Consider the following 25504-nt stretch of genomic DNA (forward strand, 5'->3'; position numbering starts at 1 on the left):
CATCGCGTCGTCGTGCGCCGCGCTGGGACTGCCGAAGGCTACCTACTACCGCGCGCTCAAGCCGCGCCCGCCGCGCGCGAAGAGGAGCAGCCACCGCGCGCTCGGCGCCGCGGAACGACGCGCCGTGATCGACGTCCTGCACGAGCCCCGGTTTGCGGAGCTCGCGCCTGCCCAGGTCTACGCCACGCTGCTCGACGGGAGGATCGCCGGTTGCGACGACGTTGCTTGAGAAGCACCCGGTCGCGAAATCGCTCGTCGGCGTGTTCTTCAGCGAGTCGGGGATCTGGAATGCTCCCGCGCAGACTGGGCACGACATCGTCTTCGTCCACAACCCATTCATGCCTGACCGGGTTCGAGAAGGAGCGTTTCCCTTCCTCCGGGACGAGTGGGTGCCCGGTCCCGACGGCACCATCGTGCGTCGCGGCGGTGGAGCTGATAGTGAGAGCCGGTTTGAGTAGCTCGTTTCCAGCCAGCCACCGCGATCATCGTCGGACGCGGCGACCTTGCTACAACCTACAACCGTTCTACCGTAGCCGACGGACGTCCGTTGGTGCGTCTCATGACCCGTCCCATCTCAGTCCACGCTCGCTTATCCGACGTCGCTCTGAGAGTGAATCGGGACGACGTGATTTCGCGTCCGGAGCGACTACTGCCGGAAGACGCCATGGCTGGGTATCGGTTGCACAGTACCCGTGCAAGACGTATAAGTGCCCATGATCCTCGACTTCGCCGACGAGGCCACCGAGGACATCTTCCACGGCAACCGGAGCAAGGCGGCACGCCGCTGCCTGCCTCCGGGGCTGTGGCCCGCGGCGCGACGGAAGCTCGACCGACTCAACCGGGCGAGGGAGCCGCGGGAACTGGCCGACCCGCCGGGCAACCGGCTGGAGGCCCTGAAGGGTCACTATGCGGGGTACTTCAGCATTCGGATCAACGACCAGTACCGGATCGTCTTCCGCTTCGAGCGCAGCGATGCGCGCGACGTCCAGATCGTCGATTACCACTGAGGTGAGGACCACCATGCTGCCGAAGAACCGACCCCCGACTGCCCCCGGCGAGATGCTGCTCGAGGAATTTCTCAAGCCTCGCGGCGTCACGCAGGTCGAGCTCGCGTCGCGGATGGGCGTTCCGATCCAGCGGGTGAACACCATCATCAACGGGAAGCGGGGGATCACCGCGGAGACGGCCATCCTCCTCGCGGAGGCGCTCGATACGACGCCAGAGTTCTGGATGGGGCTCCAGGCCGACTACGACCTCTGGCATGCTCTCAGGAAGCGGGCGGCGGCGAAAGGGAAGGGGAGCGTCGTCGCGGCGCGCGTGCCGAGGACGGCGGTCCACGGGGCGAGCCGCCATCGTTCCGCGTGAGCCGCCTGGCCCGGGTCGTCGCTCATCGGATTCGTGGGCTGACTTAGAGCGTCTAACAAAACCGCAGCCTGAAACTGGACGTGAGATCGCACCGTTGTACACGGGAGACGTGGCGGCGGCGCTGGTGGGCGACGGGTTGTGGGCGCGGATCGCGCCGCTGCTCCCGAAGCGGCGGCGCAGTCCGAAGGGCGGGCGGCCTCCGGTTCCGGACCGAGCGGCTCTGACCGGCATCCTCTTCGTTCTCAGGAGCGGCATCCCCTGGGAGATGCTACCCCAGGAGATGGGCTGCGGCAGCGGCATGACGTGCTGGCGTCGGCTGCGCGACTGGAACGAGGCCGGGGTGTGGCGCAAGCTGCACCAGGTCTTGCTCGAGGAACTGAACGCGGCATCGGCCATCGACTGGTCGCGTGCCGCGCTGGACGCCTCGAGCGTGCCGGCAAAAAGGGGGGCGACGAGACCGGCCCGAATCCAACCGATCGCGGCAAACCGGGCTCGAAGCACCATGTGCTGGTAGACGCGCGTGGGCTTCCCCTCGCGATCCAACTCGGCCCGGCGAACGAGCACGACTCCAAGCGGTTTGAGGAGTTGCTCGACAGCGTGCGGCCCGTGGGCGGTCGATGTGGACCTCCACGCAAGCGGCCGACGAAGCTCCACGCCGACAAAGGCTACGACTTCCCGCGCTGCCGACGGGCCTGCCGGGACCGGGGTGTCGCCTCGCGGATCGCGCGACGCGGGGTGGAGTCGAGCGAGCGACTCGGCCGCTATCGCTGGGTCGTGGAGAGGACGCTCGCCTGGCTTCATCGATTCCGCCGCCTCGCCGTCCGTTACGAGCGCCGGCCCGACATCCACCGCGCCTTCCTCCGCATCGGCTGCGCGCTCATCTCGTTCAAATTCGTGGAGAGGTTCTGTCAACCTCTCTAAGTAGGGCAGCAGCGGGGGCCGCGGCGGTCCTCCGCACACGCGGGGTGAGCCATGCTGGACGATCTGAAGTTGCTCATCATGGTCGACAACGAGACAGACACGCTGTCGAGCGTCGCCGAGGGCGTGCCGCAGATGCCGGAGGCCGTGCACCACCTGGCCCGGGTGCCTACGAGCCGCACCCACGAGGGCCACCCGTGCAAGGTCGTGTTCGACCGGCTTTGCTGCGCTGGCCACGGGTTCTCCGTGCTCGTCACCGGTCGGCGCGCCGGCGAGGAGCGCACCATGCTGTTCGACGTCGGCCCGTATGCCGACCTGTGGCTAGGAAACGCCGCGCGCCTGGGCGTGGATCTGGCGGCGATCGAACTCCTTTTCCTGTCGCACTGGCACTTCGACCACAGCGGCGCGCTTCCCGCTGTCGTCGCCGCTGTGGCCGAGGCAAGGCGCAGCGCCGGGGCCCCGCCTCCGCTCGTCGATCTTCACCCCGACCGCCCCGATCAGCGCGGTATCCTCCTGCCGGGAGGAACGATGATCATGTTCCCTCCCGAGCCCACCTTCGAGGCCATCGAGGCCGCGGGCGGCCGCATCGCTCGCCGCGCCGACCCGCACCCGCTCTGCGACGGCTTCTTCCTCGCGAGCGGGGCGATCGCCCGTGTCACATCCTACGAGACGGGCCTCGTCGGCCACCACTCGTTCCACGGCGACGCGGGGCGCGAGGACCCGCTCATCCTGGACGAGCGCTTCGTCGCTGCCCACGTGCGCGATCGAGGGGTGACGGTGCTCTCCGCGTGCTCGCATGCCGGCGTCGTCAACGTGGCGCTCGGGGCGCAGGCCCAGTTCCCGGGCGCGCCCATCGACGTGGTGCTCGGGGGGTATCACCTCAGCGGCAAGGCGATGGAGACGCGCATCGAGGCAACCGTCCGCGACCTGCGGGACGGCATCCGGCCGCGCCTCGTCGCCCCGGGTCACTGCACGGGCTGGCGCGCCAAGGCGGCGCTGGCGCAGGCCTTCGCGCCCGGGCGCTATGGGCCGAGCGTGGTGGGATCGACGTACGCGCTCGGTGGTTGATGAGGCCGCACCGGCGGCGCACAACTCAGCGCGGCCGTCGTCGCGGAGCGTCACGGCGCACACATCGACCCTGCCGGGACTCGATCCGAATCCGCGTACTTGGGACGCGAGAGCCGGTCATTCTGGATGAGCGCCTCCTCAACAGGGCCGCATCACGCCGTGTAGGAGCCCGTCCACCCGCGCAGCGATCTTCGGCAGCAGTTTTGTTAGACGCTCTTAGGCCCCCTCGAACGACATCATCGCTGGCGCGCTCGTGCTCGGCGAACTCGGCCCGCGCCGAGCAGCGCGCCTCCTGAGGTCGAGCCCCGTCGACGGCGCGTGGTCCTGCAGCGGCGGCGAGTACGGTGGGAACTTGGAGGTTTCGAGATGGTCGAGCCTCACCAGGTCGAGCGTCGCCGGCGCGTTCATCTGGACGACGGCGTATCCCTGGTGCAGCTGGCGGATGAGGTTTGGCGACACGTGGTACTCGTCCACCTCGCGCGCTGACCCGAGCCCCGTCTGCTCGTGTCCGTGAATGGCGGCGAGCGTCTGTGGAGCTCTGTGAGTGTAAGTCCGGTGCTTCGTGGAGCCGCGAAAACCCAGGAATTACGCCTGGTTCAAATCCCTTTTCCCGCTCCAGTTCGACCCCCGACAACTCCAGAGTTGTCGGGGGTATTTCGTTGGTCGTCCATTCGACCGTCACCCTGGTTGTAACCTCGGCGGGAGCGGGGCCTCCGTCGCCGCGGTCCAGGCCGCCGCGCCGATCGCGCGCACGGCCTCGCACATGTGCGGCCCCATCAGTTCGTACCATCAGTAGAACTGGCCCGTCACCGGCTTCGGGTGCGTGATCATATCGAGGGCGTCCCTGTCTGCGCCGCCGGTCCTCGCCAGGCTCCTGAAGCTCGCTCGGCTTGGCCGGAATCCGCACGGTACAACGTGAAGGCGACCACGCCGAGCGGGACAAGCGCCCACGCCGTTCCTCGTGCTCGGGGGCGTGACCTTCAGCCCGGCGAAGATCGATTGGAGCGCCGGGCAAGCGCTCCCCGCCGCGGCCCAGCGGCTCGCGGCGGTGGTCGTGCCGATCAAGGATCCGAGCCGCGTCACGACGACCTACCTCTTCACGCTCGGCGGGAACCACTCCACCGTCGTCGCAGACGATTGGACCGCGAACACCGCGAGGCGTCTCGGTGAACGAGGCTGCCGAACGCGACCAGCGCGACCGGCGCGTTCGACAGGTCCACCTGGGCTCAGGCGACGCCGCTCCCGCAACGGCCCGCCTGCGCGGCGCGGTGTCCGCCGGACCCGGAATATTCTTCGTCGTCGCCGGCGCGGCCGCGCCCTAGAACGCGAGCCGGAGCTCGAGCCGCGGGGCGAGGAGCACGCGCGCGGACAGATCGTTTCCGGTCCGGCTCGGCTCCCCGTTCAACCGCGTCCGGCTTCGCTGGTAGGTGGCACCGACGAGCGGGGTCGCCACGCGGAGCGAGAGGCCGCCAGTGAGCTCGCGATCGACCGCGATCCCGACGTTCGTGCCCACCTGCCAGGCCATGAGCTCCTCTTTCGTCGGCGTGAGGAAGGAGACGAAGCGCTCGTCGACGGTCGCGTACCCCCCCTCGGCGGCGACGACCACGGACACGTCCACCGGGGCGCCCGGGGCGGTGACGACGTGGCGGATCCCGGTCGTGAGGAACACCTGGCGACCGTCCACGCGGCTGATCCCTGCCGTGCCGTCGGGTACGTCCGCCCGGCGGCGCTCGAACGCTCCCGCGACGCCGATCGCGAGCCAGGTGCGCTCCGAAAGCCGCCGCTCGAGCGACGCGTTGACGACCGGGATGTCTGCGCTCGGGCTGAAGATGCTGGCCGAGATGGGCGCGGTCGTCATGAAGGTGAAGAGCTGGATACCCGCGCCGAGGGACCACCGGGCATCCGATGCCGGCGCGGCGGCTGCGGGGGGCGGGGCGGGCTGGGCAACGGCGGCGATTGGTGTGAACGCGAGCACAGCGAGAGCGGCGAAACGTCGCATCGTTTGTTTCCTCCTGCACGCCGCTGCTGCAACGGGGGTGCCAGTGTTCACCGTCGGAGAACATGCGTGAATGACTGCGGGCCCGGCTACATGCCGCGCGCGGCGCGCGCCGTTGCTGCCACCTTGGCAATCGAGCGCGCGGAGAAGTCCACGGCGTTGTCAGTTTGTCAGGGCGCCCCGATGCCGCGGATGTGCCTGGACCCTTCGCCCGCCCCGCCCGGCGAGAGGCTCACCTGTCCCGCCCGCCTGGCGTGCTTCACCACGGGAGCCGCCTCGGGATCGAGCCCGCGTTCGCGCCGAAGGCCTGCGCGAGCCAGCGTTCCTCGGCGAGCACGACGCGCAGATCGTCGGGCTCGCGCAAATTGCCCTTGGTCGGCAGAGGACTCGGCTTGAGCCTCCGTCCTCGGCGTGCTCGCTATCGCTCTTGTAGCTCTCGCCGGCGATGGCGATCTGGTGGGCGTCGTAGGCGAGGCGGTCGAGGGCGGCGCTCGCGCCTGCCACGAGCTGCAGCGGTGCTCGAGCCCGCCCTTCGACGGAGCCTGGGGATTCGTCGCGCGGTGTAGTGCCCTCACCGCAACCGGTCGCCGAGCCCCTTCAGCACGTCGAGCGCGCGCCGGCCGGCGCGCTTTGCCGCGCCCTGCACCGCCCCCGTGGCGCGTTTCGCCTGGCCGCTCGCGGCCCCCGCCAGCGCCGCCCTGACATCCACGTTCACCGAGGGTGACTCGAGCGTCCCGCCCACCCGGAGCGGCACGTCCAGCGTCGCCGGCCGTCCTGCGGCCGCGGGCTGGCCGGTGAGCGCGCTCCAGGGCACGGCCGCGGTGCCCGAGAGCTCGAGCTGGCCGGCGAGCCCGACCCGCCCGCCCAGATGGACGTCGCCGAAGGACGCCCGGAATCGGACCGGCGCGCGGGTGGTGAGGAAGCCGTCCCGCACGGTGAAGCTCCCGGCGAGGTCGTGGATGGGCGTGCGACCGCCGCCGGCCACCTGCCCGGCCGCGCCGCCACGACCGGGCAGGTGAAGGGCCTGGGCCACCGCCGCGAGCACCGGCGCGCCGAGGTCGCCGCTGGTGAGCACGCCCTCCTTCATCGCGAACTCGACGAGCCCGCTCACCTTCTCCCGGACCTTCGCCCACGCCGTCCCCGTTCCCTTCACGTCCAGCGTGCCGCCGAGCGCGCCGGCGAGCGGGGAGTCGCCGGAGAGCGCCTTCGTGGCGGCGGCGAGGTCGAGGCCGGAGAACCGGCCCACGAGCCGCCAGGCCGGCTCCCGTGCGGCGAGGTCTATCCGCGTCCCCGCGCCGGAGATGCGCCCGCCGAAGACAGCCGCCTGCAAGTCCTCCAGGACGATCACGCCGCCGCGGAGCGTCGCGCGCGCCTTGACGTGCGTGGCTTCCACCCGACCGGCCCGGAGGGTCCCGACCTCCACCGTCCCGCTCGCCTGCGCCGCCGCCACCTGCCGCCGCAGCGAGGAGGGGAGGAGCCCGCCGTCGCCCGACCCCGGAGCCGCGGGCGCGGCTTGCTGCTCCGGCAGGATCCCCATCACCGCGTCGAGGTCGAGGAGCGGCCCGGTCACGACGAACCAAACGCGCAGTGGCGAGAGCTCCACCCGCGCGTGACCTCCGAGCTCCACCCCGGGCCCGCGCACCACCAGGTCGGTCAGGTCGATCCGACCCCCCGCCAGGCGGGCGAGAGGGAGCGCCGCCGCGGCCCGGAAGTGGCCGGAGGCGGGCTGGCCGCGCAGCGAGAGGTCAGCGAGGTCGCCGTGGCCGTCGAGCCGCCAGGCGCCCTCGGCGGTGGTGACGGTCGCATCGAGCGAGGCATTGCCGGCGCGCACGATGTGGCCGAGCGCGCCAGGGAGGAGGGCGCGGATCCGCTCGAGCGGGAGCCCGACCAGGCGCAGGGAGCCCTCCACCGCGGGCCAGTCGACGACGGCGCCCGGCACCGTCGCCGGCAGCGCCGAAACCTTCAGGTCGGCGTGGAGGTTCTGGACGTCGCTCGCGAGCGCTGCCGCGAACCGCAGGCTGAGCGGCCGACCGGCGCCGATGCCGCTCGCCCGCAGCTCGAGCCTGGTGAGCGCGGCCACTGCTGCCTCCGCGCCGGCGCTCCGATCCACGACCCGGACGATCCCGTCCTCGATCCGGAGCTCGCGCACCGCCACCGCCGTATCCCGACCACCGCCGCTCGTCTCCAGGGGCGTGGCGCCGGCGGCGCGCGCACCCAGCCCCTCGAAGCTCCAGCTCCCGTCGGCGGCGCGCACCACATTCACGGTGAGTCGAACGAGCGAGACGGCGCGGATGTCGACCTCGCGGCCGCGCGACAGGAGGAGCGGCCAGAACCCCACCTCCACGTCGAGCGCTTCCGCCTCAGCGAGCGCGGGCTCGCCCGGCCGGCCGGCGACCCGGAGGCCGTCGAAGCGAACGTGCGGGTGTGGCAGCACGCCCAGCCGCGCGCCGCGCACCGTCACGTCGCGGCCGAGCGCTGCCGAGGCACGGGGCAGGACCAGCTCCGTCACCCGGCGGGTGACGGCGCCCGAGTCGACGAGCAGGACGAGGGCGATGAGGAGGAGGACCAGAGCGCCGGCCAGGGCCCCGACAACCAGCCCGATCCTGCGCGCCAGGCGCCATGGACGATCCGCCATGGGACCTCCACCCCGAAAGCATGGGGTCGCCCAGGCGAAGACGCAACCCGTCGCCCACTCGCCCTTTCGACGGGCTCCCGCGCGGCTCGTAACAGCACGGGAAGACGCTCAGGCGCGGCCGAACTTACGACGAGTCGTCCTCCGCCAGACATGTCTTCGCAGCGCCGCGGCGGATCACGGACGCCCGCGCCCTGCGCGGCTGGCCTCAGGAGCGAACGGCGGCACGCTGGCTGGGCGGAGACCATGATGAACCGCGGTGCCGCCAGACCGATATTCGGGGAGGCAGGGCGCCGACCCCCAAGGAGGGTGCGTGGAGCGCATCCACGATCACGCGATCATCGGCGACGGGCGCTCGGCGGCGCTCGTGTCGCGGCGCGGCTCGATCGACTGGCTCTGCTGGCCGCGCTTCGACAGCCCCAGCGTGTTCGGGGCCGTCCTCGACGACGAAGCGGGCCGCTGGACGGTGGCGCCCGCGTCGCCATTCCGGTCGGAGCGCCGGTACCTCGCGGACACGAACGTGCTCGAGACACGCTTCGTCACGCCCTCCGGCACGATGGTGCTCACCGACTTCATGCCGGTCGCGTCCGACGAGGAGCGGCGGCGCCTGCTCCTCCCCGACCACGCGATCCTCCGCATCGCCACCTGTGAGCGCGGCGAGGTCGAGGTCGAGACGGTCTTCGAGCCGCGACCCGATTACGGCCGGGAGCGGCCTCGGCTCCGTGACGCGGGCAAGCTCGGCGTCCGCGTCGAGACTCGCGCGGGGCTCCTCACGCTCCTGGCCGGCCTGGCGCTCCGCATCGAGGAGGAGCGCGGGCGCGCGGCCGGGAGGATCCTCCTCCGAGCGGGCGACGAGTGCCAGCTCTCGCTGACGCTCGCGAGCGAGTGGCCTACGATCCTTCAGCCGCTCGGGGTGCCCTCGCGCGAGGCCCTGGAGCGCACCATCCGCTGGTGGAGCGGCTGGGCGGCGCAGCTCCGCTACCAGGGTCCGGCCCGCGACGCCGTGGTGAGGAGCGCGCTCGCGCTCCGGCTCCTCGTCTACGCGCCCTCGGGCGCGGTCGTCGCGGCGCCGACCACCTCGCTCCCCGAGCGCGTGGGAGGGGACCTGAACTGGGATTACCGGTACTGCTGGCTCCGAGACGCGGCGTTGACGATCCGCGCGCTGTTCGGCCTCGGGTTCCGCGACGAGGCGGACGCGTTCGTGAGCTGGCTCCTCCACTCGACGCGCCTCACCCAGCCGAAGCTGAGAGTCCTCTACGACGTGCACGGCAACCAGCCGTCGCCGGAGCGTACGCTCCCGCACCTCGCCGGCCACCGCGGCTCTCGGCCGGTCCGGATCGGGAACGGCGCCGCGGGACAGCTGCAGCTCGACGTCTACGGCGAGGTGATCGACGCGGTCGCTCACTTCGTACGCAGCGGGGGGACGCTCGATCGAGAGACCCAGAGGATGCTCTGCGCGTTCGGGGAGTACGTGTGCCGGAACTGGCAGCGACCGGACGAGGGGATCTGGGAGCCCCGCTCCGGAACGGGCCACAACACCCACTCGCGCGTCCTGTGCTGGACCGCCCTCGACCGGCTCCTCGAGCTGCACCGGAAGGGACACATCGGGCGCGCGCCGGTCGACCACTTCGAGCGGAACCGGGCCGCGATCCGCAGCGAGGTCGAGGAGCGCGCGTGGAACCCCGAGCTCCGGAGCTACGCCTCTCGCCTCGGCGGCGCGGAGCTCGACGCGGCGCTGCTCCTCATCCCCTGGTACGGGTACGAGGATGCCGGCTCGGCGCGGATGCGCGCGACCTACCGGCGCATCCGGGAGCGGCTCGGCGCGCGGGACGGGCTCCTGTTCCGGTACCGCAGCGGCGATTCTCAGGGAGAGGGGGCGTTCGGGATCTGCAGCTTCTGGGGAGCGGAGGTCCTGGCCCTGGGCGCCGGGTCCGCGGGCGAGGCGCAGGCCACGTTCGAGCGGCTGTGCGGGTTCGCGAACGACGTGGGGCTGTTCGCCGAGGAGATCGACCCGGAGAGCGGGGAGGGGATCGGCAACTTCCCGCAGGCGTTCACGCACGTGGGGCTCATCAACGCGGCGCTCTCGCTCGAGCAGCGTATCAGGGGTGAGGAGCCGCTCTCGCGCGAGATCGGCGAGACGCGGGAGGCTGCGGAGGTCCGGCGATGAGCTTCGGAAGCTGGCTGCTGTGGGGATTCGTCGCGACCCTCGTGCTCACCTCGATCATGGCGGCGAGCCAAGGCCTGCGGCTCACGCGGATGAACCTGCCGTACATGCTCGGCACGATGTTCACGCCGAGCCGAGACAGGGCGAAGCTCCTCGGATTCGCCGTGCACGTCGTGAACGGCTGGATGTTCTCGCTCCTGTACGTCGCCGCGTTCGAGGCGTGGGGCAGGGCGACCCTCTGGCTGGGAGCCGCGATCGGCTTCGTGCACGCCACGTTCGTGCTCACCGCCGGGATGCGGATCCTGCCTGGGCTCCATCCGCGCATGGCGAGCGAGGAGCAGGGGCCGAGCGTCACGCGGCAGCTCGAGCCGCCCGGGTTCCTGGCGCTGAACTACGGCGTGCGAACGCCGCTCACGGCGCTCGCGGCGCACCTCGTCTTCGGCGGGATCCTGGGGGCGTTCTATCGGGTCGCGCCGAGCTGAGCGTGAATACCCGGTTATGCGCCCGGGGAGCGGGCGTGCAGCCGTGCGAAATGCCGCGTCGTCGTCCAGGTCACGCCGTGCGCGCCCACGGTGACGACGGCGGCCTCGCTCGCGAGCTCGCGGGAGACGATGGTCTGGAGGCGGAGCACTGTCGCCGCTCCCAAGAGCGCCGCCGTTCGCGTCGTTCCAGCACATCCACCGTGAAGCCTTGGGGCTCAAACGAGGGGATGGTTCAGGGTCGGTCCCCCTTCGGTCGGCTGGGATGCGAGGCGGGGCGGGCGACGCATCCGGGTTCGCACCGGATGCTCCACGCCAACGGTCTACCTCGTCGAAGGACGTGTCGGCGCGGCGGTTCACGCTTAGCGTACATTCCGCGGCTCATGGTGGGCCACGTGCGCGCTGCGTTTACTGGGGGGAATGCGATGATTCTGTCTCGGACACGGAACGTCTCATCCAGCCGTGGGTGGACCCGGCTCGGCTCCTTTCTTGCCGCGTTGGCGGCGGCGGCCCTGCTCGTCGCGGCGCGACCGGCTGCCGCCCATCCTGGATGCTGCGTCCAGTGCGTGAACCCTCACGGACAGGTCATTCCGCCGGCGGGATCGGCGGAGGCGTGCACGCTCGGTCGGCTCCCGACCACGAACGCCAGCAACGCCGGGTTCAACCCGGACGGGTTCTTCGCGGTCGGCACGCGCAATGCGGCCGGTGTCTGCCTCGCCGGGAATCTCGACGTCACGTTGTTCAGCTGCACGGGAATCACCTTCGAGGACGGCGAGTTCGTGTGCGGCGCGACGCAACAGATCGGCACGTCCACGTTCGCGAACGGCACGCTCATCAAGTTCACGGAGGCGAACGGCGTCGGAACACCGACGGTGACGCCGATGGGGAGCAACAACGGCTCGGGTAACGTCAACGGTGGCGCCGTCGAGTTCCACATCAAGGCGAGCGGCGACCTCCTGGTGTGCTCCGCGGATGGGTGCGAGCTCTGCCTCGTGCCGCCGCCGCCGAAGTAGGACCGGGCGTCCAGGGCAGCGTCAGGGCCGCCGCCGCGGCGGCGGCCCTGCGCCTCGCTGCCTGATGGTGACACCTACTCGCCTTGAGCTGCTGCGGCGCGCGCTGCCTGCCTGGGCGGGGAGACTCCTCCCTGCGCTGCTCGCCCTTCGACTCCGGCGCGCAGCGCGCGCCTACGCTCAGGGCGAACGGGGCTTCGAATCGCCTGCGCTGCTTGATCGTCATGTGCCCCGCTCGGCGACGGCATCGTGTGCCTCGCGACGCAAGCGGGTGGCGCCGTGAAAGTCCCGATCGCGTACCAAGCCGTCCGGGTGGGCCTCGAGCGCGCCGTCGAAGTGCGCCCCCCCCCCGCTCACCGCGGCATGGCGAGCGGCGCGCGCGGGGGGAGCGGGGCGCGGGCCGGGAGGGCGCCGCCGGGCGCGAGCCCGACCGCCATCGGCGAGGCGAGCGGGGCCCAGGTCTCCTTGGCGACGTTGTCGGGCTCGTCGCCCTCGAACCCGAGGAGGCCGTAGCGGCCGTAGTGCGGGAGCTTGCGGGCGAGCCCGGGCAGCGCGGCGGCCCGGTCGGCGCCGAGGAACGCGATCACCTGCTCCGGATCGGCGGGGCTGCGGGCCACGGCGGCAACGGCGCGATCGGCGCGCGCGAGGACGAGCCGGCCGGCGCGCAGCTCCCGGTCCGAGAGCGCGACGCCGTGCGGCGCGAGCGCCTCGGCCACCAGGGGCCGGAGCCGGTTCTCCCAGCCGAGGACCCAGAGCGACTTTCCGAGCGGCACGGCCGCGAGGTCCCGGTCGGACACGATCTCGGTCCCGGCTCGCTTCCAGCTCTCCGCCAGGGCGCGATAGGCGGCGGCGAGCGCGGGCGGCGCCCCGGAGGGCAGCACGAGCACGCGCCGCGCCGCGCCGAACGCGCCGCTCAGGGCGGGCGCGAGCTCGGCCGGGTCCACCCGCCGGAACACGTCGAACTCCGGATCGACGTCCACCCGGAGCGGCGCCTCCGCGATCGGGATGGACACGCTCGCCCGCGCCGTCGAGAGGCGCGCGACGCGGCGGACCGCCTCCGGCGAGGACGGCAGCGTCAGGAAGACGGGCACCTCGAGCTCGAAGGGCTCGCCGGCCTGCGTCTGCGCGAGGGTGAGCTCGACGGCGCGCGAGCGGCCCTCCCCGGAGAGCCGGGCCCCCTCGACGCGCAGGGTCGGGGCGCCGGCCCGGTCCACCCACTGCGCGAAGAACGGCGCGAGGTCCTCCCCGGCGGCGGCGCTCATCGCCCCGGCCAGCTCGGTGAAGCTCGCCTCCCGGAACCGGTATCCGGCGTAGAAGCTCCGCAGCGCCGCCACGAAGCGATCGTCGCCGAGCCGCAGGCGGAGCATGTGGAAGATCATCAGCACCTTGTCGTAGCCGATGGCCTGGGTCACCGAGTCGTGGCGCTCCCGGAAGGCGCGCACCGGGCTGTCGCGGTTCTCGCCGACGTAGTCCGCATAGCGCTGGAGGGCCGTGCGCCGGTACTCGGCGCCGCGACCGTCCGCCTCCGCGAACAGGTGGTCGGCGAGATAGGCGGTGAGCCCCTCGCTCCAGTTCCCGCGCGACGGATCGACGAACACGCCGTTGCCCCACCAGTCGTGGAGGATCTCGTGGGGGAAGCTGGAGCGCAGGAGGAACGGCAGGCGGAGGACGCGCGGGCCGAGCAGCGTGAACGACGGCATCCCGTAGCCGGTCTCCCAGAAGTTCTCGACCAGGGCGAACTTGGCGTACGGGTACGGTCCGAGGAGCCGGTCGTAGAGGCCGAGGTCGGCGACTCCCGCGGCGAGGTACCGATCGGCGAGGGCGGGGTCGTCCTCGTGCAGGAAGGTCATCACCTCGACCCCGCCCGGGGTCGTGCGCGTCCGCTCGACGTACGGGCCTGCGACCAGGTCCACCTCCTCCTGCGGCTGGGGGCTGTCCCACCGGACCCGCGTCTCCCCTGGGCCGCGCTCGTGCAGCGCGCGCCGGCCCTGGGAGACGGCCTCCCAGCCGGGCGGGACGCGGACGTCGAGGGTGAACGTCACGAGATCGTCGGAGAGGAGCGGCAGCCAGCGCGTCGCGCCGGAGAGGATCACGCCGTCACGGGAGACGAGCCCGGCCGTCTCGGCCATCTTGCGGGCGTACTCCTCGCCGCGCTCCTCGACGGGGTGCGCGATGGGACCGCCGTAACGCACCGTGAAGCGCCGCTCCCCCGGCGCGAGGGGAACGGCGAAGTGCTCGACGGGGACCGGCGACGGTCCCTCGGCGCCCTCGCCGCCGTCGCGCAGGGCCGGACCGTGGGGCGCCGGGCCGAGCGGCTCCCCCGGGCCGACGCGCTCTGGAGAGAGCCCGGCGTGCAGCGAGAACACGACGCGGTCGCTCAGGCGGGCGCGGAGGGCGGGGGAGAGCGTCACGGCGTCCTCGACGAGGACCAGCCCGCGCTCCGGGACGAGCGTCACCTGGACGTCGTGGTGGACGGGCGAGAGCGCCGCCGCCGCGCCGGGCGCGGGCGTTGCCGCGGCGGGCGGGGTCGGGCGCGCGACGTGCGCGCAGGCGCAGGACAGGGCGAGCGCGGCGGCGATCCCACGATGCAGGTCGGGCATGGACTCCTCTCGGGCCGAAGTTGCCGGCCCAACGACGTCACGTACCCGGCGGCGGCGGATGGCGCAAGGTGCGATCCGTCACGTGGCGAGCGCCCTCGCGATTCACGCTGCGATGATGCAGACGAGGCACGGGTTCTCGACCGTGAACGCGGTGACCTCTCCGCCCTGCGTGACGGTGAGCAAATGCACGTGACGCGGCTCGGGTCCCTCGAGACGAGCGCCGTCTGCTGCAGCTCGAGATGACGTCAGGGAAGGGCTCGCTGTTCCGGCAGGACGCCTCGATCCGGTGTCGGGTATCGGTCGGGGCGTTCCGCATGCGCCGCTTGCCCGCGCATCCGGTTTCGTTCTATTCCGGACGTGTGGATCGTGCCCGCTAGCCCGAGTCGTCGCGTCCGCCCGCCGAACGGCAGGTGACGCGCCCGTCCGGATCCGGTCAGCCCCGTCGAGGGGCGCGGATCCCGTTCGTCACTCGCGCTTTCGAGGTACGACGTGGTCCATCCCGAGCTCATCGGCTTCGGTCCCTTCTTCTCTTCCCAGCTCTCCCTCGAGGACCTCGGGTCCTCCCTCGTCGGCCGCGCGGTCGCGGATCGCGGGCGCGGCCTCCTCGTCCGGTTCCCGGACGGCGACCATCTGGTCGTCGTCCCGGGTCGGCTGCGCGCCGAGGGCGCCTTCCCCGTGGTGGGCGACTTCGTCGTCGCGAGCCCCGGGCTCGATCGCACCGTCACGCGCGTCCTCGAGCGCCGCACCTGGCTCTCCCGGAACGTCGCGGGAGGTGCGACCGCGGAGCAGGTGCTCGTCGCCAACGTAGACGTCGTGTTCGTCGTGCAGGGGCTCGACGAGGGCTCGAACCCGCGCCGCCTCGAGCGGACGGTTGCGGCGGTGCATGCGGGCGGCGCGGAGCCGGTGATCGTCCTCACGAAGCCGGACCGGGCGGAGGACCTCGCCGCCGCGCTCACCGAGGCCCGCGCCGCGGCGCCCGCCGTCCAGGTCGAGGTCGCGTCCGGGCTCACGGGCGAGGGCGTCGCCGCGCTCGCGGCGCTCCTGGCTCCGGACCGGACCGGCGTCCTGGTGGGCCCCTCCGGCGCGGGGAAGTCCACCCTCACGAACGCGCTCCTCGGCCGCGAGGCGCAGCGCACCGCGCCGGTGCGTGCCTCCGACGACCGCGGCGTCCACACGACGTCGGGCCGCGAGCTGTTCCCTCTGCCCGGCGGCGGTGCGCTGGTGGACGGCCCGGGGATCCGCGAGCTGCGGCTCTGGGACGCGAGCGGGCTCGACGCGACGTTCGAGGACCTCGCCGCGATCGCGGCGCGCTGCCGGTTCCGGGACTGCTCGCACGCGGCCGAGCCCGGGTGCGCCGTCCGGGAGGCGATCGCCGACGGGCGCATCGACGCCGCGCGCGTCGAGAGCCATCGCAAGCTCGCGCTCGAGCTCGCGCGGCAGGCGGAGCGGCGCGAGGGCGGCGCGGCGCGGGCGGAGCGCGCGCGGTGGAAGCCGGTGTCCAAGGAGCTGCGCCGGTTGTTGCGCGAGCGGCGGCGCCGAGGGTGAAGCTCCGTTCCGTTCGACTCCGCGCCCGGGCGGCGGCTCCGCTCACGACAGGCTCCGGCGCGCGGAGCCGCGGGGAGTCGAACGCGCGCAGCGCAGGGAGGAGTCTGCCCGGCGCAGGCAGGACGTGCGCCGCAGCAGCTCGAGGCGAGTGGGTGTCGCCATCGGGGCGGGGGTACACGCGCGCTGACGCGGGGCCGCAGCTCGAGCCGCCACGCAAAAGAGAAATCGTTGGACCCCGTAGCGGTGACGGTCGTTCAGGTCAGGGCGTAGGCCGCGGCGACGACGAGGGCGGGGCGTCTCGCACCGGCTGCCGCTTCCGCGCGAGCCCACGATTTCGAGCAGCTGGCACGAGGACTTTGTCTACGAGCTCCGTAGGTTCAGGCGGTGGTCGCGGAGGCCGTCACAGGTCGGGGCACCAACAACATGCGCGCGTGATCGGAGGCCCTCGAGCGGAAAGGAAGGTCGCGAATGCGCAGGCTTCACGTCTCGATCGTCTTCGCGATGCTCGGAATGGCGGTACGAGCAGCAGAGTACCGGATGGATGGCCCCGCCAACCTGAACGATCTCGCGACGACTCCAGGCGCTACGCTCTCGGTGAGCATCGGAGAGCTCTGCACGCCTGGGTACACGAGGACCGTCAGGAACGTTCCTGCCGCGGTGAAGAAGCAGGTCTGCGAGGAGTACAGGGTCCCCGCCGAACGATGCACCGGTGCGTACGTCGAGATCGATCACCTGATCTCGCTCGAGCTCGGGGGATCCAACGACCCGGCGAACCTGTGGCCGCAGCCGTACCAGCCCAAGCCCGGAGCTCGAGAGAAGGATCGTCTCGAGAACTGGCTGCACAGGCAGGTGTGCGATGGCGTCATGTCCTTGGTGGACGCGCAGCAGGCCATCGCAGAGGACTGGTACTCCGCGTACCGGCGGATGCTCGACGCGATCACGTTCGTGGGCGCAGAGCGAACGAGCACGGCTCCCGTCGCCAGCGAGCCGGCGGCGCCCACGGACGCCGAGGGCGCGGCATATGATTTCGCGATCTCCCCGGAGTTCTTGCAGCGGTTGGAGAGCGGCCACTCGATCCAGCCAACGCTGAGGCTGAAGCTCGGAGATCACTCGGGCGTGCACAAGCTATCGGATGACTGCGAGTTGCATGTCGCCGGGCAACTCGAGCGCGGCACCTTGGGGTGGCCGGAGGCGGTGGTGTCGGAGCCGCCGAACGTCTGCAAGAACGCGCCGAGCGCTGCGGGGGGCCGGGGCGACTGGATGTCGCTGTTCGATGGGGTCGTGGGATCGACATGCGACATACGGGGATACCCGCGGATCTTCACCGAGCATGCATCCGGTGCATCGGGCGCGTCGAACCCAAATCACGTGTTCGAGGTCCATCCGGCGACGGGGATGACCTGCGGTCAGACCCGACTCGACTTCGGATCGATGCTCACGGTGTACCCGGGGATGCGCGCGATCTCTCCGTCCACCGCGGCCTCGTGCATCGGCGATCGCAAGCTCTTCGTTCGCTACGACCAGCGACAGAAGCTGTACGTATTCCGCGAAGAGGGCGGTCGTTGTGGAAACTTCGCGATCGTCGAGGTCCAGAACCTTCTCGCGAAGACGATCCGGGACGTCGGGGATGGACACTCGGCGATCGCGAGGGTCAGCGCGGACGGTCAGTCGATCGTCACGCTCAAGCTGTACACGCTCGCGCCCAGTGACGCTGACAAGGCCCTCGCCCAGGGCGGCGGGTTCAGGGGCGACCGGGTGCTGCTGCACGGCCTGTTCACTTACGACTACTTCGCCATCCAACGGACTCTTCACCCGAGGGGCACGACTGGCTTCTGGCTACAGCCGACGGACTGGGCCGCGATCCGGTTCCCGCTCGCATTCGTCGTGTTCGGCCAGACGCAAACGGCCCCGTGGGAGGGAGATTGATGGCGACACCCACTCGCATTGAGCTGCTGCGGCGCACGCTGCCTGCCTGCGCGGGGCAGACTCCTCCCTGTGCTGCTCGACGTGCCAACAGGCACGCCTGCGCTGCTCGGTCGTCGTGTGCCCACGCTCGGCGACGGCATCGTGTGCCTCGCGACGCTCAACGCAAGCGGGTGGCGCCATGAATCGTCGGCCCGCGTCTTCGGCACCGTGAGCAGTCGTCGCCTCGAGCGAGTGCCCGGCGAGCGGTGGCCGCGAGCGCCTCGCGAGCCGCGTGGTCAGGGCGCGGTGCCCCTCGGCCGCCGTCGCGGCGGCTGGCGACGATGGCTCGCGTGTCGAATGATGGATCGTGCTCCCCGGCCGCCAGCCGCAGCCGCAAAGCGATCGACCCGCCACAGGCGGATCGCCGGCGCCCCGAGTCCTCCTCGTCATGCCGGATCACTGGCTGCGGGTGCTGCTCCGGGCCGAGCTGCTGGAGCGGGGCTACGACGCCGTCGGGGCCCCGGACGTGCCCACCGCCTTCCTGTACCGCCCGGTCGAGCGGGAGCGAGCCCCGGTCCAGGCGATCCTGATCGACCAGGACGCGCTCGACGAGCCCGGGGCCCGCCTCCTCGCTCTCCTGCTCTCCAGGCACGAGCGGGCCAGGGCCCTCCTGCTCGCCGATGCGCTGCTCGAGGAGCCTGCCGGGCCGTGGTGCCGCGTCGTGCGCAAGCCGGTGACGCTGGATCGACTGGCCTCGACGATCGAGGAGGTGTCGCGATGAGCTCCGGGGCGCAGCGCCTCCGCCCCATCGCGCTCGCCGCCGTCGGAGACGTCGACGCGGCGCTCATGACCTCGCTCGCGGATCCCATCCGAGCCGCGCTGGGGCGCGGCGTGGTCTTCGCGCAGGGGCTCCCGCTCCCGGCGCACGGCTTCTCGCGGCGGCGCGGCCAGCTCCGCGCGACGGCGATCCTGGACGAGCTCGCCGCCGTGAAGGATCCGGGGTGGCTGCGCCTGCTGGGCGTCGTCGGCGTGGATCTGTACGCGCCGCAGCTCAACTTCGTGTTCGGCGAAGCCGACCCGGAGCGCGGGGTGGCGGTCTTCTCGACGGCTCGTCTGCACGTGGGACCGGAGGACGCGCGCCGGTTGCAGCGGCGCGCCAGCACCGAGGCCGTCCACGAGCTGGTCCACACGTTCGGGCTGGGCCATTGCGTGCGGCCGAGCTGCGTGATGTGGTTCTCCAACACGCTCGCCGAGACGGACAGGAAGAGTCCCCGCCCATGCGCGGACCACGCCCGCGCACTGGCGCGGGCGCTGGAGGCGGAGAGGTGATCCTCGGAATCGTGAAGATTTCCCGAACGGCCCATGCGTTTTCCGCTCGTTTCGGAGCCCACCTCCTCGATCGTAGAACGTGGCATGCCGCACCGCGTCCCGATCGTCTCTCCGAGCCCGAGGAGAGGCGGAAACTCGGGTACTCTGTGCGATCGTCGATGAACACGTCTCGAGCCGCGCAGCTCCGCGATCAGCGCGGGGCCGCACCGCACCGGAGCTCCTCGCTTGCAATATCGTTCTTTCCCCAAGTTCCCTGACCTGCGCATCTCCACCCTCGGCTTCGGCGCGATGCGCCTGCCGGTCATCGGCGGCGATCCGGCTCGCATCGACGAGGAGGCCGCCACCGTCATGGCCCGCGAGGCCATCGACGCCGGGGTGAACTACTTCGACACCGCCTGGGTCTACCACTCGGGCCAGAGCGAGCAGTTCCTGGGCAGGGCGCTGAGCGGCGGATGGCGGCAGAAGGTGCAGCTCGCCACCAAGTGCCCGGTCTGGGACGTCAAGGCCGAGTCGGACTTCGACCGGCTGCTGGACGCCCAGCTCGAGCGGCTCCGGACGGATCGGATCGACTTCTACCTGCTGCACGCGCTGAGCGGGGACCGCTGGGCCGAGATGGAGCGGCTCCACGCGACCAGGAACCTCGAGCGCGCGCTCGCCGACGGCCGCATCGGCCACCTGGGGTTCTCCTTCCACGGCGCCCTGGCCGACTTCGAGCGGATCGTCGACGCGTACGACTGGGCGTTCTGCCAGATCCAGCTCAACTTCCTGGACGAGAGCTTCCAGGCGGGCCTCACCGGGCTGCGCTACGCGGCGGAGCGGAAGATCGGCGTGGTGGTGATGGAGCCGGTCCGCGGCGGCTCGCTGGCGAGGGTCCCGCCGGCCGTCCAGGCCATCTGGGATCGCTCGCAGCGTGGGTGGTCCGCCGCGAGCTGGGCGCTGCGGTGGGTCTGGAGCCTCCCGGAGGTCGTGACGGTCCTCTCCGGGATGGGCACCGTCGAGCAGCTCCGCGACAACGTGGCCTCCGCGAGCACGGCCGCTCCGCTCGGACGGGAGGACCTCGCCCGCGTGGACGAGGTGAAGGCGTTCTACAAGGCGCGCATGGCGGTCCCCTGCACCGGCTGCGGTTACTGCCTGCCCTGTCCGAGCGGCGTGGACATCCCCGGCACGTTCTCCGCCTTCAACTCGGCCAAGATGTTCGACTCGAGGAAGCTGGGCGCCTCGCACTACGACATCTTCGTGGTGAGGACGGGCGGGAGCGCCGAGCAGTGCACCCGCTGCAGCGCCTGCGAGTCGATGTGCCCGCAGTCGATCGCCATCCCCGATCGGCTGGAGGAGGCCCACGCGTACTTGACGAGCGCCTGAAGCAGCCCGGGGACGGGGAGGACCGTCTCCGCACGCGCGCTCGGCGCAGGATGCGGTGCCGCCGTCCGGGTGTGCCCGAGCGCGAGCCGGCGCGCACCCGGTCGATGCAGCCCTCGCGTTGCGGCCAGTGCCGAGGTCGGGAGGGGGTGCGCATCCTCACACGCGTGAAGCCCGTCCTGATGGCGGCGAAGCTCGGCATGGGGTTCGGTCTGGCCACGGTGGCGTACGCGCTGCTCGTCCGCCCGCGCATGCTCCGATGGGGCGCGACGCCGGATGAAATCCGGGGACGGTTCCCGGGCGCGGACATCATCCCGGACGCCAAGCGCGGCTCGACGATGGCCGTCACCATCGACGCCCCGCCCTCGGCGGTATGGCCGTGGCTCGTGCAGATGGGGTACGGCCGAGCGGGCTGGTACAGCTGGGATCGTCTCGATCACTTCGGTAAGCCCAGCGCGCGTCGGATCCATCCGGAGTGGCAGTCGCTCTCCGTCGGCCAGCGCCTGCCGGCCACTCCGGACGGGAGGTACTGGTTCGACGTCGCCGCGGTCGAGCCCGAGCGCTTCCTCGCCCTGCGCGTGCTCACGTCGGGCCGTCGCCAGTGCGACTCGGCGGGGCCGCGGCCACGCTCCTTCACCGACTCGGTGTGGGCGTTCCAGCTCGAGGAGCTGCCTGGCGGTCGGACGCGGCTCATCGCCACCGTCCATGGCGTCAGTCGGCCGCGGCTCCTCGCCGCCGTGCTCGGGTTCCTCTTCTGGGAGCCCGCCCACTTCGTGATGCAGACCCGCCAGTTCACCAACCTCAAGCGCCGCGCCGAGGGCGCGCTGCGCGAAGCCGGACGGGAGCGCGCGAGGGGGCCGTCGGCCGGGGTGCCGCCGGCCCCGCAGCCTCGAGCCTGATGATGACGAGGGCCGCCGCCGGTCGAGTGGCGCGCGGTCGCGCGTCCTCACCGCAGGTCGAGGGCGAGCTTGGCGGCGAGCGCGAGCGACACCGCCACCACCGCGCGCCGGACCAGCGCGTCGCCCCGCCGGATCGCCAGGTGCGCGCCGAGCCAGCCGCCCGCGAGCTGGGCGGCGGCCATGGGGAGCGCCACGCGCCAGATCACGGTGCCGCGCGTCGCGAAGAGGGTCAGCGCGGCGAGGTTCGAGGCGAAGTTCACGACCTTGGCGTCCGCCGACGCGTGGGCGAGCCCGTCGCCGAGGAGAGCGACGAACGCCACGATGAGGAAGGTGCCGGTCCCCGGGCCGAAGAAGCCGTCGTAGCCGCCGATCACGGCGGCGATCCCGGCGGCTCGCAGCGCCGCGTGTGGCGGCGGCGGGGCGTCGGCGAAGCGGGCGGCGCCCGGACGGCGGAAGGCGACGAACGCGGCCGCGGCGGCGAGCAGCGCGAGGACGAGCGGCCGGAGCGCCGCGGGCGGGACGGCGAGCACCAGGGTCGCCCCCACGAGCGAGCCGGCGAGACCGAGGGGGAAGGTGACGCGGGCGCGGGCCCCGTCGATCATCCCCCCGCGCGCGAAGCGCGCCAGCGCGGCGAACGCCCCGAAGACCGACTGCCCCTTGTTCGTCCCGAGGGCGAGGTGCGGTGGGATCCCCGCCCACAGCAGCGCGGGGAGCGTCAGGAGCCCGCCGCCGCCCGCGACGGCGTCGATAGTGCCCGCGGCGAAGGCGACGGCGGCGAGGACGGCGATTCGCGCGAGCTCGAGCTCCGGCACGCCCGCGTCGTACCACGCGAGCCGTGCGGAGGCGATCAGAGGCGATCAGCGCGCGTTCCGCTCGACCGCGTCCAGGAGCTGCCCCAGGCCGATGGGCTTGAAGAGGACCTCTCGCGCGGTGACCGGGCTCAGGTCGAAGCCACGGCCCGCCGTCATCACCACCACCGGGATGTCCCGCAGCCGTTCGTCCTTGAGCTGCTCCTCCCGGAACTGCCAGCCGTTCATCTCCGGCATCATCAGGTCGAGCAGGATGAGGCGGGGCTCGCCGCCGTCGCGGAGGAACTCGAGCGCGGAGCGCCCGTTGCCGAACAGGACGGCTTCGTACCCTTCCTCGGAGAGTAGCTCGCCGAGCGTCTCCCGCAGGTCGGTGTCGTCGTCCACGACGAGGATGGGGGCGCCGTTGGTCATGCCGAGAGTGGCCGTGCACCATACCGGACCCGGGCGAAAGAGAAATGGTCCCACGAGGGGAGACGAGACGCCGCGCCACAGCCGGCGGCCGGCCCCTCGCAGGCGGAGGGGCGGTGTGGTCGGAGTGCGGGCGCGGTGCGCGAGGAGGCGAGGCGCGCTCGCGCAGCGCTCCGCTCTCCGGGGCGCGAGGTCCAGGGAGCTACAGGGAGCGGAGAATGCCGAGTGGCGACTCTCCCGGCGGCAGGCTAGGCTCTCCCGAATCGCGGGCCGGCGCCGCTCCGTCGAGCGCTCCCGGCCGGTCCGCAGGCTCGAGGTCCCTCGCGTGCTCGGATCGATGCTGGCGCTCACCCTCTCGCTCGCCGCGGCGGTCCCCTACGCGCCCGACGAGCAGATGGACTTCTCCATCGACTACCTCGGCGTGACGATGGGACGGGCGCGCATCGCGGTCGGCCGGCCGGAGGGCGGCTTCCTGCCCGTGATGCTCCTCGCCCGCACCACCGGCGCCGCCGCGGTGATCGACGTGCGCGAGCAGCTCTCCAGCGTCCTCGACGTGAACACCGGGCTCCCGCGGCTCTTCACCCTCGACGCGGTGGAGCCCGGGTACCGCCACACCGACACCGCCCGGTTCGATCGCAAGTCGAACCGGGCGACCGTCCGGGAGAAGGGCAAGTACGACAACACGTACGACATCACGGTGCCGCCGGGGACGGTGGACTTCGTCGCGCTCGTCTTCCAGCTCCGCACGCGCTCGCTCGAGCCCGGGACGAACCACGTGTTCCCGGTCCTGTTCGGCCGGAAGGTGTCGCGCGTGACCGCGACCGTCGAGGGGCGCGAGAAGGTGTCGACGCCCGCCGGGGAGTTCTCCACGGTGAAGGTGCGGGTGCCCACCGGCCTCACCGGGAAGTTCAGCGAGAAGAACCCGACGTACGTCTGGTTCAGCGACGACGCGCGGCGGATCGTGGTGCGCCTGAGCACCGACTTCGCCATCGGGCGCGCCGAGGCGGAGCTGTCGGCCTACCGGCCCGGCAAGGAGGAGGCCGCCGCGGCGGACGTCGGTCGGGGGCAGACCGCGCCCCGCTGACGGGCCCCGCCCGCCTTCACGGCCGCCGCGGGTCGTCCCGGCCGAGCGCGCGGAGCTTGCGCCACAGCGTGTTGCGGCCGATCCCGAGCACGCGCGCCGCCTCGGTCTGCGAGCCGCCGCAGCGCTCGAGCACGAGGAGCACGTGCTCGCGCTCGACCTCGGCGAGCGTCCGCAGCTCCCCCCCGCCGCCCCCGCGTGGCACGCCGGCGTCCGCGCGGACGCTCTCCGGGAGGTGCTCGGGCAGGATCTCGCGGCCGTGCGCCAGCGCCGCGGCGTGGCGCATCACGTTGCCGAGCTCGCGGACGTTGCCCGGCCAGCGGTAGGCGAGGAGCAGCCGCGCCGCGTCCGCGCCGAGGCCGCCCGCGGGCCGCCGCTCGGCGGCGAGGAGCCGCCGCGCGAGCGGGAGGATGTCCTCGCGCCGCTCGCGGAGCGGCGGGAGGCGCAGCACGAGCACCTCGAGCCGGTAGTAGAGGTCCTCGCGGAAGCGGCCGGCCGCGACCTCGCGCTCGAGGTCCCGGTGCGTCGCGCAGACGAAGCGGACGTCCACGGCGAACGGCCGCGTGTCGCCGACCCGGCGGAGCTCCCCGTCCTCCAGCGCGCGCAGGAGCTTGGCCTGGAGCGGCAGCGGCATCTCGGCGATCTCGTCGAGGAAGAGCGTCCCCCCGTCGGCCGCCTCGAGGAGCCCCGCCCGGTCGGCGGTCGCGCCGGTGAACGCGCCCCGGACGTGGCCGAAGAGCTCCGACTCGAGGAGCTCCGCGGGCAGCGCCGCCACGTTGACGGGCACGAAGGGGCCGGCGCTCCGCGGGCTGCTCGCGTGCAGCGCCCGGGCGACGACCTCCTTGCCCGTCCCGCTCTCGCCGAGGACCACCACGGGGGCGTCCGACTCGGCGAAGTCGTGCGCCCGGCGGAGGGCCGCCTGCATGGCCGGGCTCTCGGCGACGAGGTGGGTCGAGCGGCTGATCCGCTCGACGACGGTCCCGAGGCCGCAGACCTCGCAGGCGTGGGGTGGGGTGGCGTCGCGCCGTTCCATGCTGTTCCAACTTGATGCGTAACGGGCGCGGCGGCCCGTCACAACCCGCCGAACCAGCGCTTCCGGGGGGTGGCACGCGACGTGCTCTGGTCTTCCGGCCAGAGGAGACAAGGAACATGACCGGACTCGACCGCAGCGCCACCGTCGCCCAGATCGTCACCGCTCACGCCGTGGCCGCGCGCGTCTTCCAGAAGCACCGGATCGACTTCTGCTGCCACGGCAACGTCACCGTCCCCGAGGCCTGCCGCGAGCGCCGGCTCGACCCCGACGCGGTGTTCGCCGAGCTCGAGGCGATCCTCCCGGCGGACGGCCGGGAGGACGCGGGGGATCCGCGCGCGCTCCCGACCGCCTCCCTGATCGATCGGATCGTCGCGCGGCACCACGGGTACCTCCGCAGCCAGCTCCCCTACCTGGGGCCGCTCGTCGCGAAGGTCGCGTCGGTCCACGGCGGCCGCAACGCGAAGCTCGTCGCGGTCGAGGAGACGTTCCGCGAGCTGGCGGAGACGCTCGGGCCGCACGTCGATCACGAGGAGGCCGTCGTCTTCCCCGCGCTCCTGGCGCCCTTGCCGGACGCGGCGACCGTGCGGCGCGAGCTCGACGAGATGCTCGACGACCACCGCGCGGTGGGCGGCCTCCTCGCCCGGCTGCGCGAGCTGACCGACGGCTTCACCACCCCGGAGTGGGGCTGCAACACCTACCGGGTCGTGATGCACGAGCTCGAGGCGCTCGAGGCGGACGTGCTCAGGCACGTGCACCTCGAGAACCACGTCCTCATGCCGCGGTTCGCTGGCGCGGGGGGTGCGCCGTGCTGAGCGGGCTCGCGACCGCGTCCCTCCGCCGCGTCCGCGCCGCGCTGCGCGGCCGCCTGGAGGACGTCGCCGGGCGGGTCGGCGCGCTCGCGGCG

22 protein-coding genes and 1 pseudogene are annotated in these 25504 nt (G+C 72.3%); 16 read left to right on the top strand and 7 right to left on the bottom strand.

Going from position 1 to position 25504, the window contains the following annotated elements; genetic code table 11:
- From MNZ27_RS17715 to MNZ27_RS17735, 5 genes and pseudogenes are all read left to right on the top strand, one after another.
- Positions 1-196 (top strand): annotated as a pseudogene (locus tag MNZ27_RS17715) (IS3 family transposase); the annotation flags it as partial.
- Positions 197-713: 517 nt separating this feature from the next.
- Positions 714-1007, top strand: coding sequence for a type II toxin-antitoxin system RelE/ParE family toxin (locus MNZ27_RS17720; RefSeq protein WP_242395431.1), 294 nt, complete (start codon positions 714-716; stop codon positions 1005-1007).
- Between the two features lie 13 nt (positions 1008-1020).
- Positions 1021-1365 (top strand): HigA family addiction module antitoxin, encoded by a 345-nt coding sequence (locus tag MNZ27_RS17725; RefSeq protein ID WP_242395432.1) that lies wholly within the window; start codon positions 1021-1023, stop codon positions 1363-1365.
- Between the two features lie 109 nt (positions 1366-1474).
- Positions 1475-2286, top strand: a protein-coding gene (locus MNZ27_RS17730) for an IS5 family transposase (RefSeq protein ID WP_408629696.1) whose coding sequence is annotated in 2 segments (ribosomal slippage) — positions 1475-1805 and positions 1805-2286 — 813 coding nt in all. Because the reading frame shifts where the segments join, the coding sequence is not laid out codon by codon here.
- 51 nt (positions 2287-2337) lie between these two features.
- Entirely contained in the window at positions 2338-3351 is a 1014-nt protein-coding gene (locus MNZ27_RS17735) for an MBL fold metallo-hydrolase (RefSeq protein WP_242395434.1), read from the top strand.
- A 216-nt stretch (positions 3352-3567) separates the two neighbouring features.
- Here MNZ27_RS17735 and MNZ27_RS17740 read toward each other — a convergent pair whose 3' ends face one another.
- The 3 genes from MNZ27_RS17740 to MNZ27_RS17750 all read right to left on the bottom strand — a co-directional run bounded on the left by MNZ27_RS17740 (position 3568) and on the right by MNZ27_RS17750 (position 7982).
- Positions 3568-3825, bottom strand: a complete 258-nt coding sequence (locus tag MNZ27_RS17740) for a hypothetical protein (protein ID WP_242395435.1) — start codon at positions 3823-3825, stop codon at positions 3568-3570.
- A gap of 844 nt (positions 3826-4669) precedes the next feature.
- Complete coding sequence (locus tag MNZ27_RS17745) at positions 4670-5209, bottom strand: hypothetical protein (RefSeq protein ID WP_242395436.1); 540 nt, start codon at positions 5207-5209, stop codon at positions 4670-4672.
- Between the two features lie 709 nt (positions 5210-5918).
- Positions 5919-7982: an AsmA family protein gene (locus MNZ27_RS17750; RefSeq protein WP_242395437.1), complete on the bottom strand. Its 2064-nt coding sequence runs from the start codon at positions 7980-7982 to the stop codon at positions 5919-5921.
- Positions 7983-8292: 310 nt separating this feature from the next.
- On the opposite strand from MNZ27_RS17750, the gene MNZ27_RS17755 reads away from it, so the two are divergent.
- From MNZ27_RS17755 to MNZ27_RS17765, 3 genes are all read left to right on the top strand, one after another.
- Positions 8293-10146 (top strand): glycoside hydrolase family 15 protein, encoded by a 1854-nt coding sequence (locus tag MNZ27_RS17755; RefSeq protein WP_242395438.1) that lies wholly within the window; start codon positions 8293-8295, stop codon positions 10144-10146.
- A complete protein-coding gene (locus MNZ27_RS17760; protein ID WP_242395439.1) occupies positions 10143-10625 on the top strand; it encodes a hypothetical protein in 483 nt (160 codons plus the stop codon). The genes MNZ27_RS17755 and MNZ27_RS17760 overlap by 4 nt, the downstream gene beginning before the upstream one ends.
- 380 nt (positions 10626-11005) lie before the next feature.
- Positions 11006-11635, top strand: a complete 630-nt coding sequence (locus MNZ27_RS17765) for a hypothetical protein (RefSeq protein WP_242395440.1) — start codon at positions 11006-11008, stop codon at positions 11633-11635.
- A 350-nt stretch (positions 11636-11985) separates the two neighbouring features.
- On the opposite strand, the gene MNZ27_RS17770 is transcribed toward MNZ27_RS17765, so the two are convergent.
- On the bottom strand, positions 11986-14232 hold the full coding sequence (locus tag MNZ27_RS17770; RefSeq protein WP_242395441.1) for a M1 family metallopeptidase: 2247 nt from the start codon (positions 14230-14232) through the stop codon (positions 11986-11988).
- A gap of 489 nt (positions 14233-14721) precedes the next feature.
- Between MNZ27_RS17770 and rsgA the strand changes: the two genes are divergently transcribed.
- The 6 genes from rsgA (at position 14722) to MNZ27_RS17800 (ending at position 21269) form a co-directional block, all read left to right on the top strand.
- Positions 14722-15777 carry a ribosome small subunit-dependent GTPase A gene (rsgA, locus tag MNZ27_RS17775; protein WP_242395442.1) on the top strand — a complete coding sequence of 352 codons (1056 nt, stop codon included), beginning with the start codon at positions 14722-14724 and terminating at the stop codon, positions 15775-15777.
- 468 nt (positions 15778-16245) lie between these two features.
- Entirely contained in the window at positions 16246-17703 is a 1458-nt protein-coding gene (locus MNZ27_RS17780) for an HNH endonuclease signature motif containing protein (RefSeq protein WP_242395443.1), read from the top strand.
- 427 nt (positions 17704-18130) lie between these two features.
- Positions 18131-18463, top strand: a complete 333-nt coding sequence (locus tag MNZ27_RS17785) for a hypothetical protein (protein WP_242395444.1) — start codon at positions 18131-18133, stop codon at positions 18461-18463.
- A complete protein-coding gene (locus tag MNZ27_RS17790; RefSeq protein ID WP_242395445.1) occupies positions 18460-19011 on the top strand; it encodes a hypothetical protein in 552 nt (183 codons plus the stop codon). The genes MNZ27_RS17785 and MNZ27_RS17790 overlap by 4 nt, the downstream gene beginning before the upstream one ends.
- Before the next feature lie 225 nt (positions 19012-19236).
- Positions 19237-20373: an aldo/keto reductase gene (locus tag MNZ27_RS17795; protein WP_242395446.1), complete on the top strand. Its 1137-nt coding sequence runs from the start codon at positions 19237-19239 to the stop codon at positions 20371-20373.
- Positions 20374-20519: 146 nt separating this feature from the next.
- Complete coding sequence (locus tag MNZ27_RS17800) at positions 20520-21269, top strand: hypothetical protein (RefSeq protein ID WP_242395447.1); 750 nt, start codon at positions 20520-20522, stop codon at positions 21267-21269.
- 47 nt (positions 21270-21316) lie between these two features.
- Here MNZ27_RS17800 and MNZ27_RS17805 read toward each other — a convergent pair whose 3' ends face one another.
- Both MNZ27_RS17805 and MNZ27_RS17810 read right to left on the bottom strand, forming a co-directional pair.
- Positions 21317-22081, bottom strand: a complete 765-nt coding sequence (locus tag MNZ27_RS17805) for a TSUP family transporter (RefSeq protein WP_242395448.1) — start codon at positions 22079-22081, stop codon at positions 21317-21319.
- 45 nt (positions 22082-22126) lie between these two features.
- Positions 22127-22489: a response regulator gene (locus MNZ27_RS17810; protein ID WP_242395449.1), complete on the bottom strand. Its 363-nt coding sequence runs from the start codon at positions 22487-22489 to the stop codon at positions 22127-22129.
- Positions 22490-22811: 322 nt separating this feature from the next.
- Here MNZ27_RS17810 and MNZ27_RS17815 point away from each other — a divergent pair, with 322 nt between their 5' ends.
- Complete coding sequence (locus tag MNZ27_RS17815; protein ID WP_242395450.1) at positions 22812-23570, top strand: DUF3108 domain-containing protein; 759 nt, start codon at positions 22812-22814, stop codon at positions 23568-23570.
- Between the two features lie 16 nt (positions 23571-23586).
- Here the strand turns inward: MNZ27_RS17815 and MNZ27_RS17820 are convergent, their stop codons facing one another.
- Positions 23587-24600, bottom strand: coding sequence for a sigma-54 interaction domain-containing protein (locus tag MNZ27_RS17820; RefSeq protein ID WP_242395451.1), 1014 nt, complete (start codon positions 24598-24600; stop codon positions 23587-23589).
- Between the two features lie 116 nt (positions 24601-24716).
- Between MNZ27_RS17820 and ric the strand changes: the two genes are divergently transcribed.
- The gene (gene ric / locus MNZ27_RS17825; RefSeq protein ID WP_242395452.1) at positions 24717-25412 is read left to right on the top strand and encodes an iron-sulfur cluster repair di-iron protein; all 696 of its coding nucleotides are present in this window, start codon (positions 24717-24719) and stop codon (positions 25410-25412) included.
- The last annotated feature ends 92 nt before the right edge of the window (positions 25413-25504 follow it).

It is taken from the genome of Anaeromyxobacter oryzisoli (assembly GCF_022690765.1).
Classification (GTDB): domain Bacteria; phylum Myxococcota; class Myxococcia; order Myxococcales; family Anaeromyxobacteraceae; genus Anaeromyxobacter; species Anaeromyxobacter oryzisoli.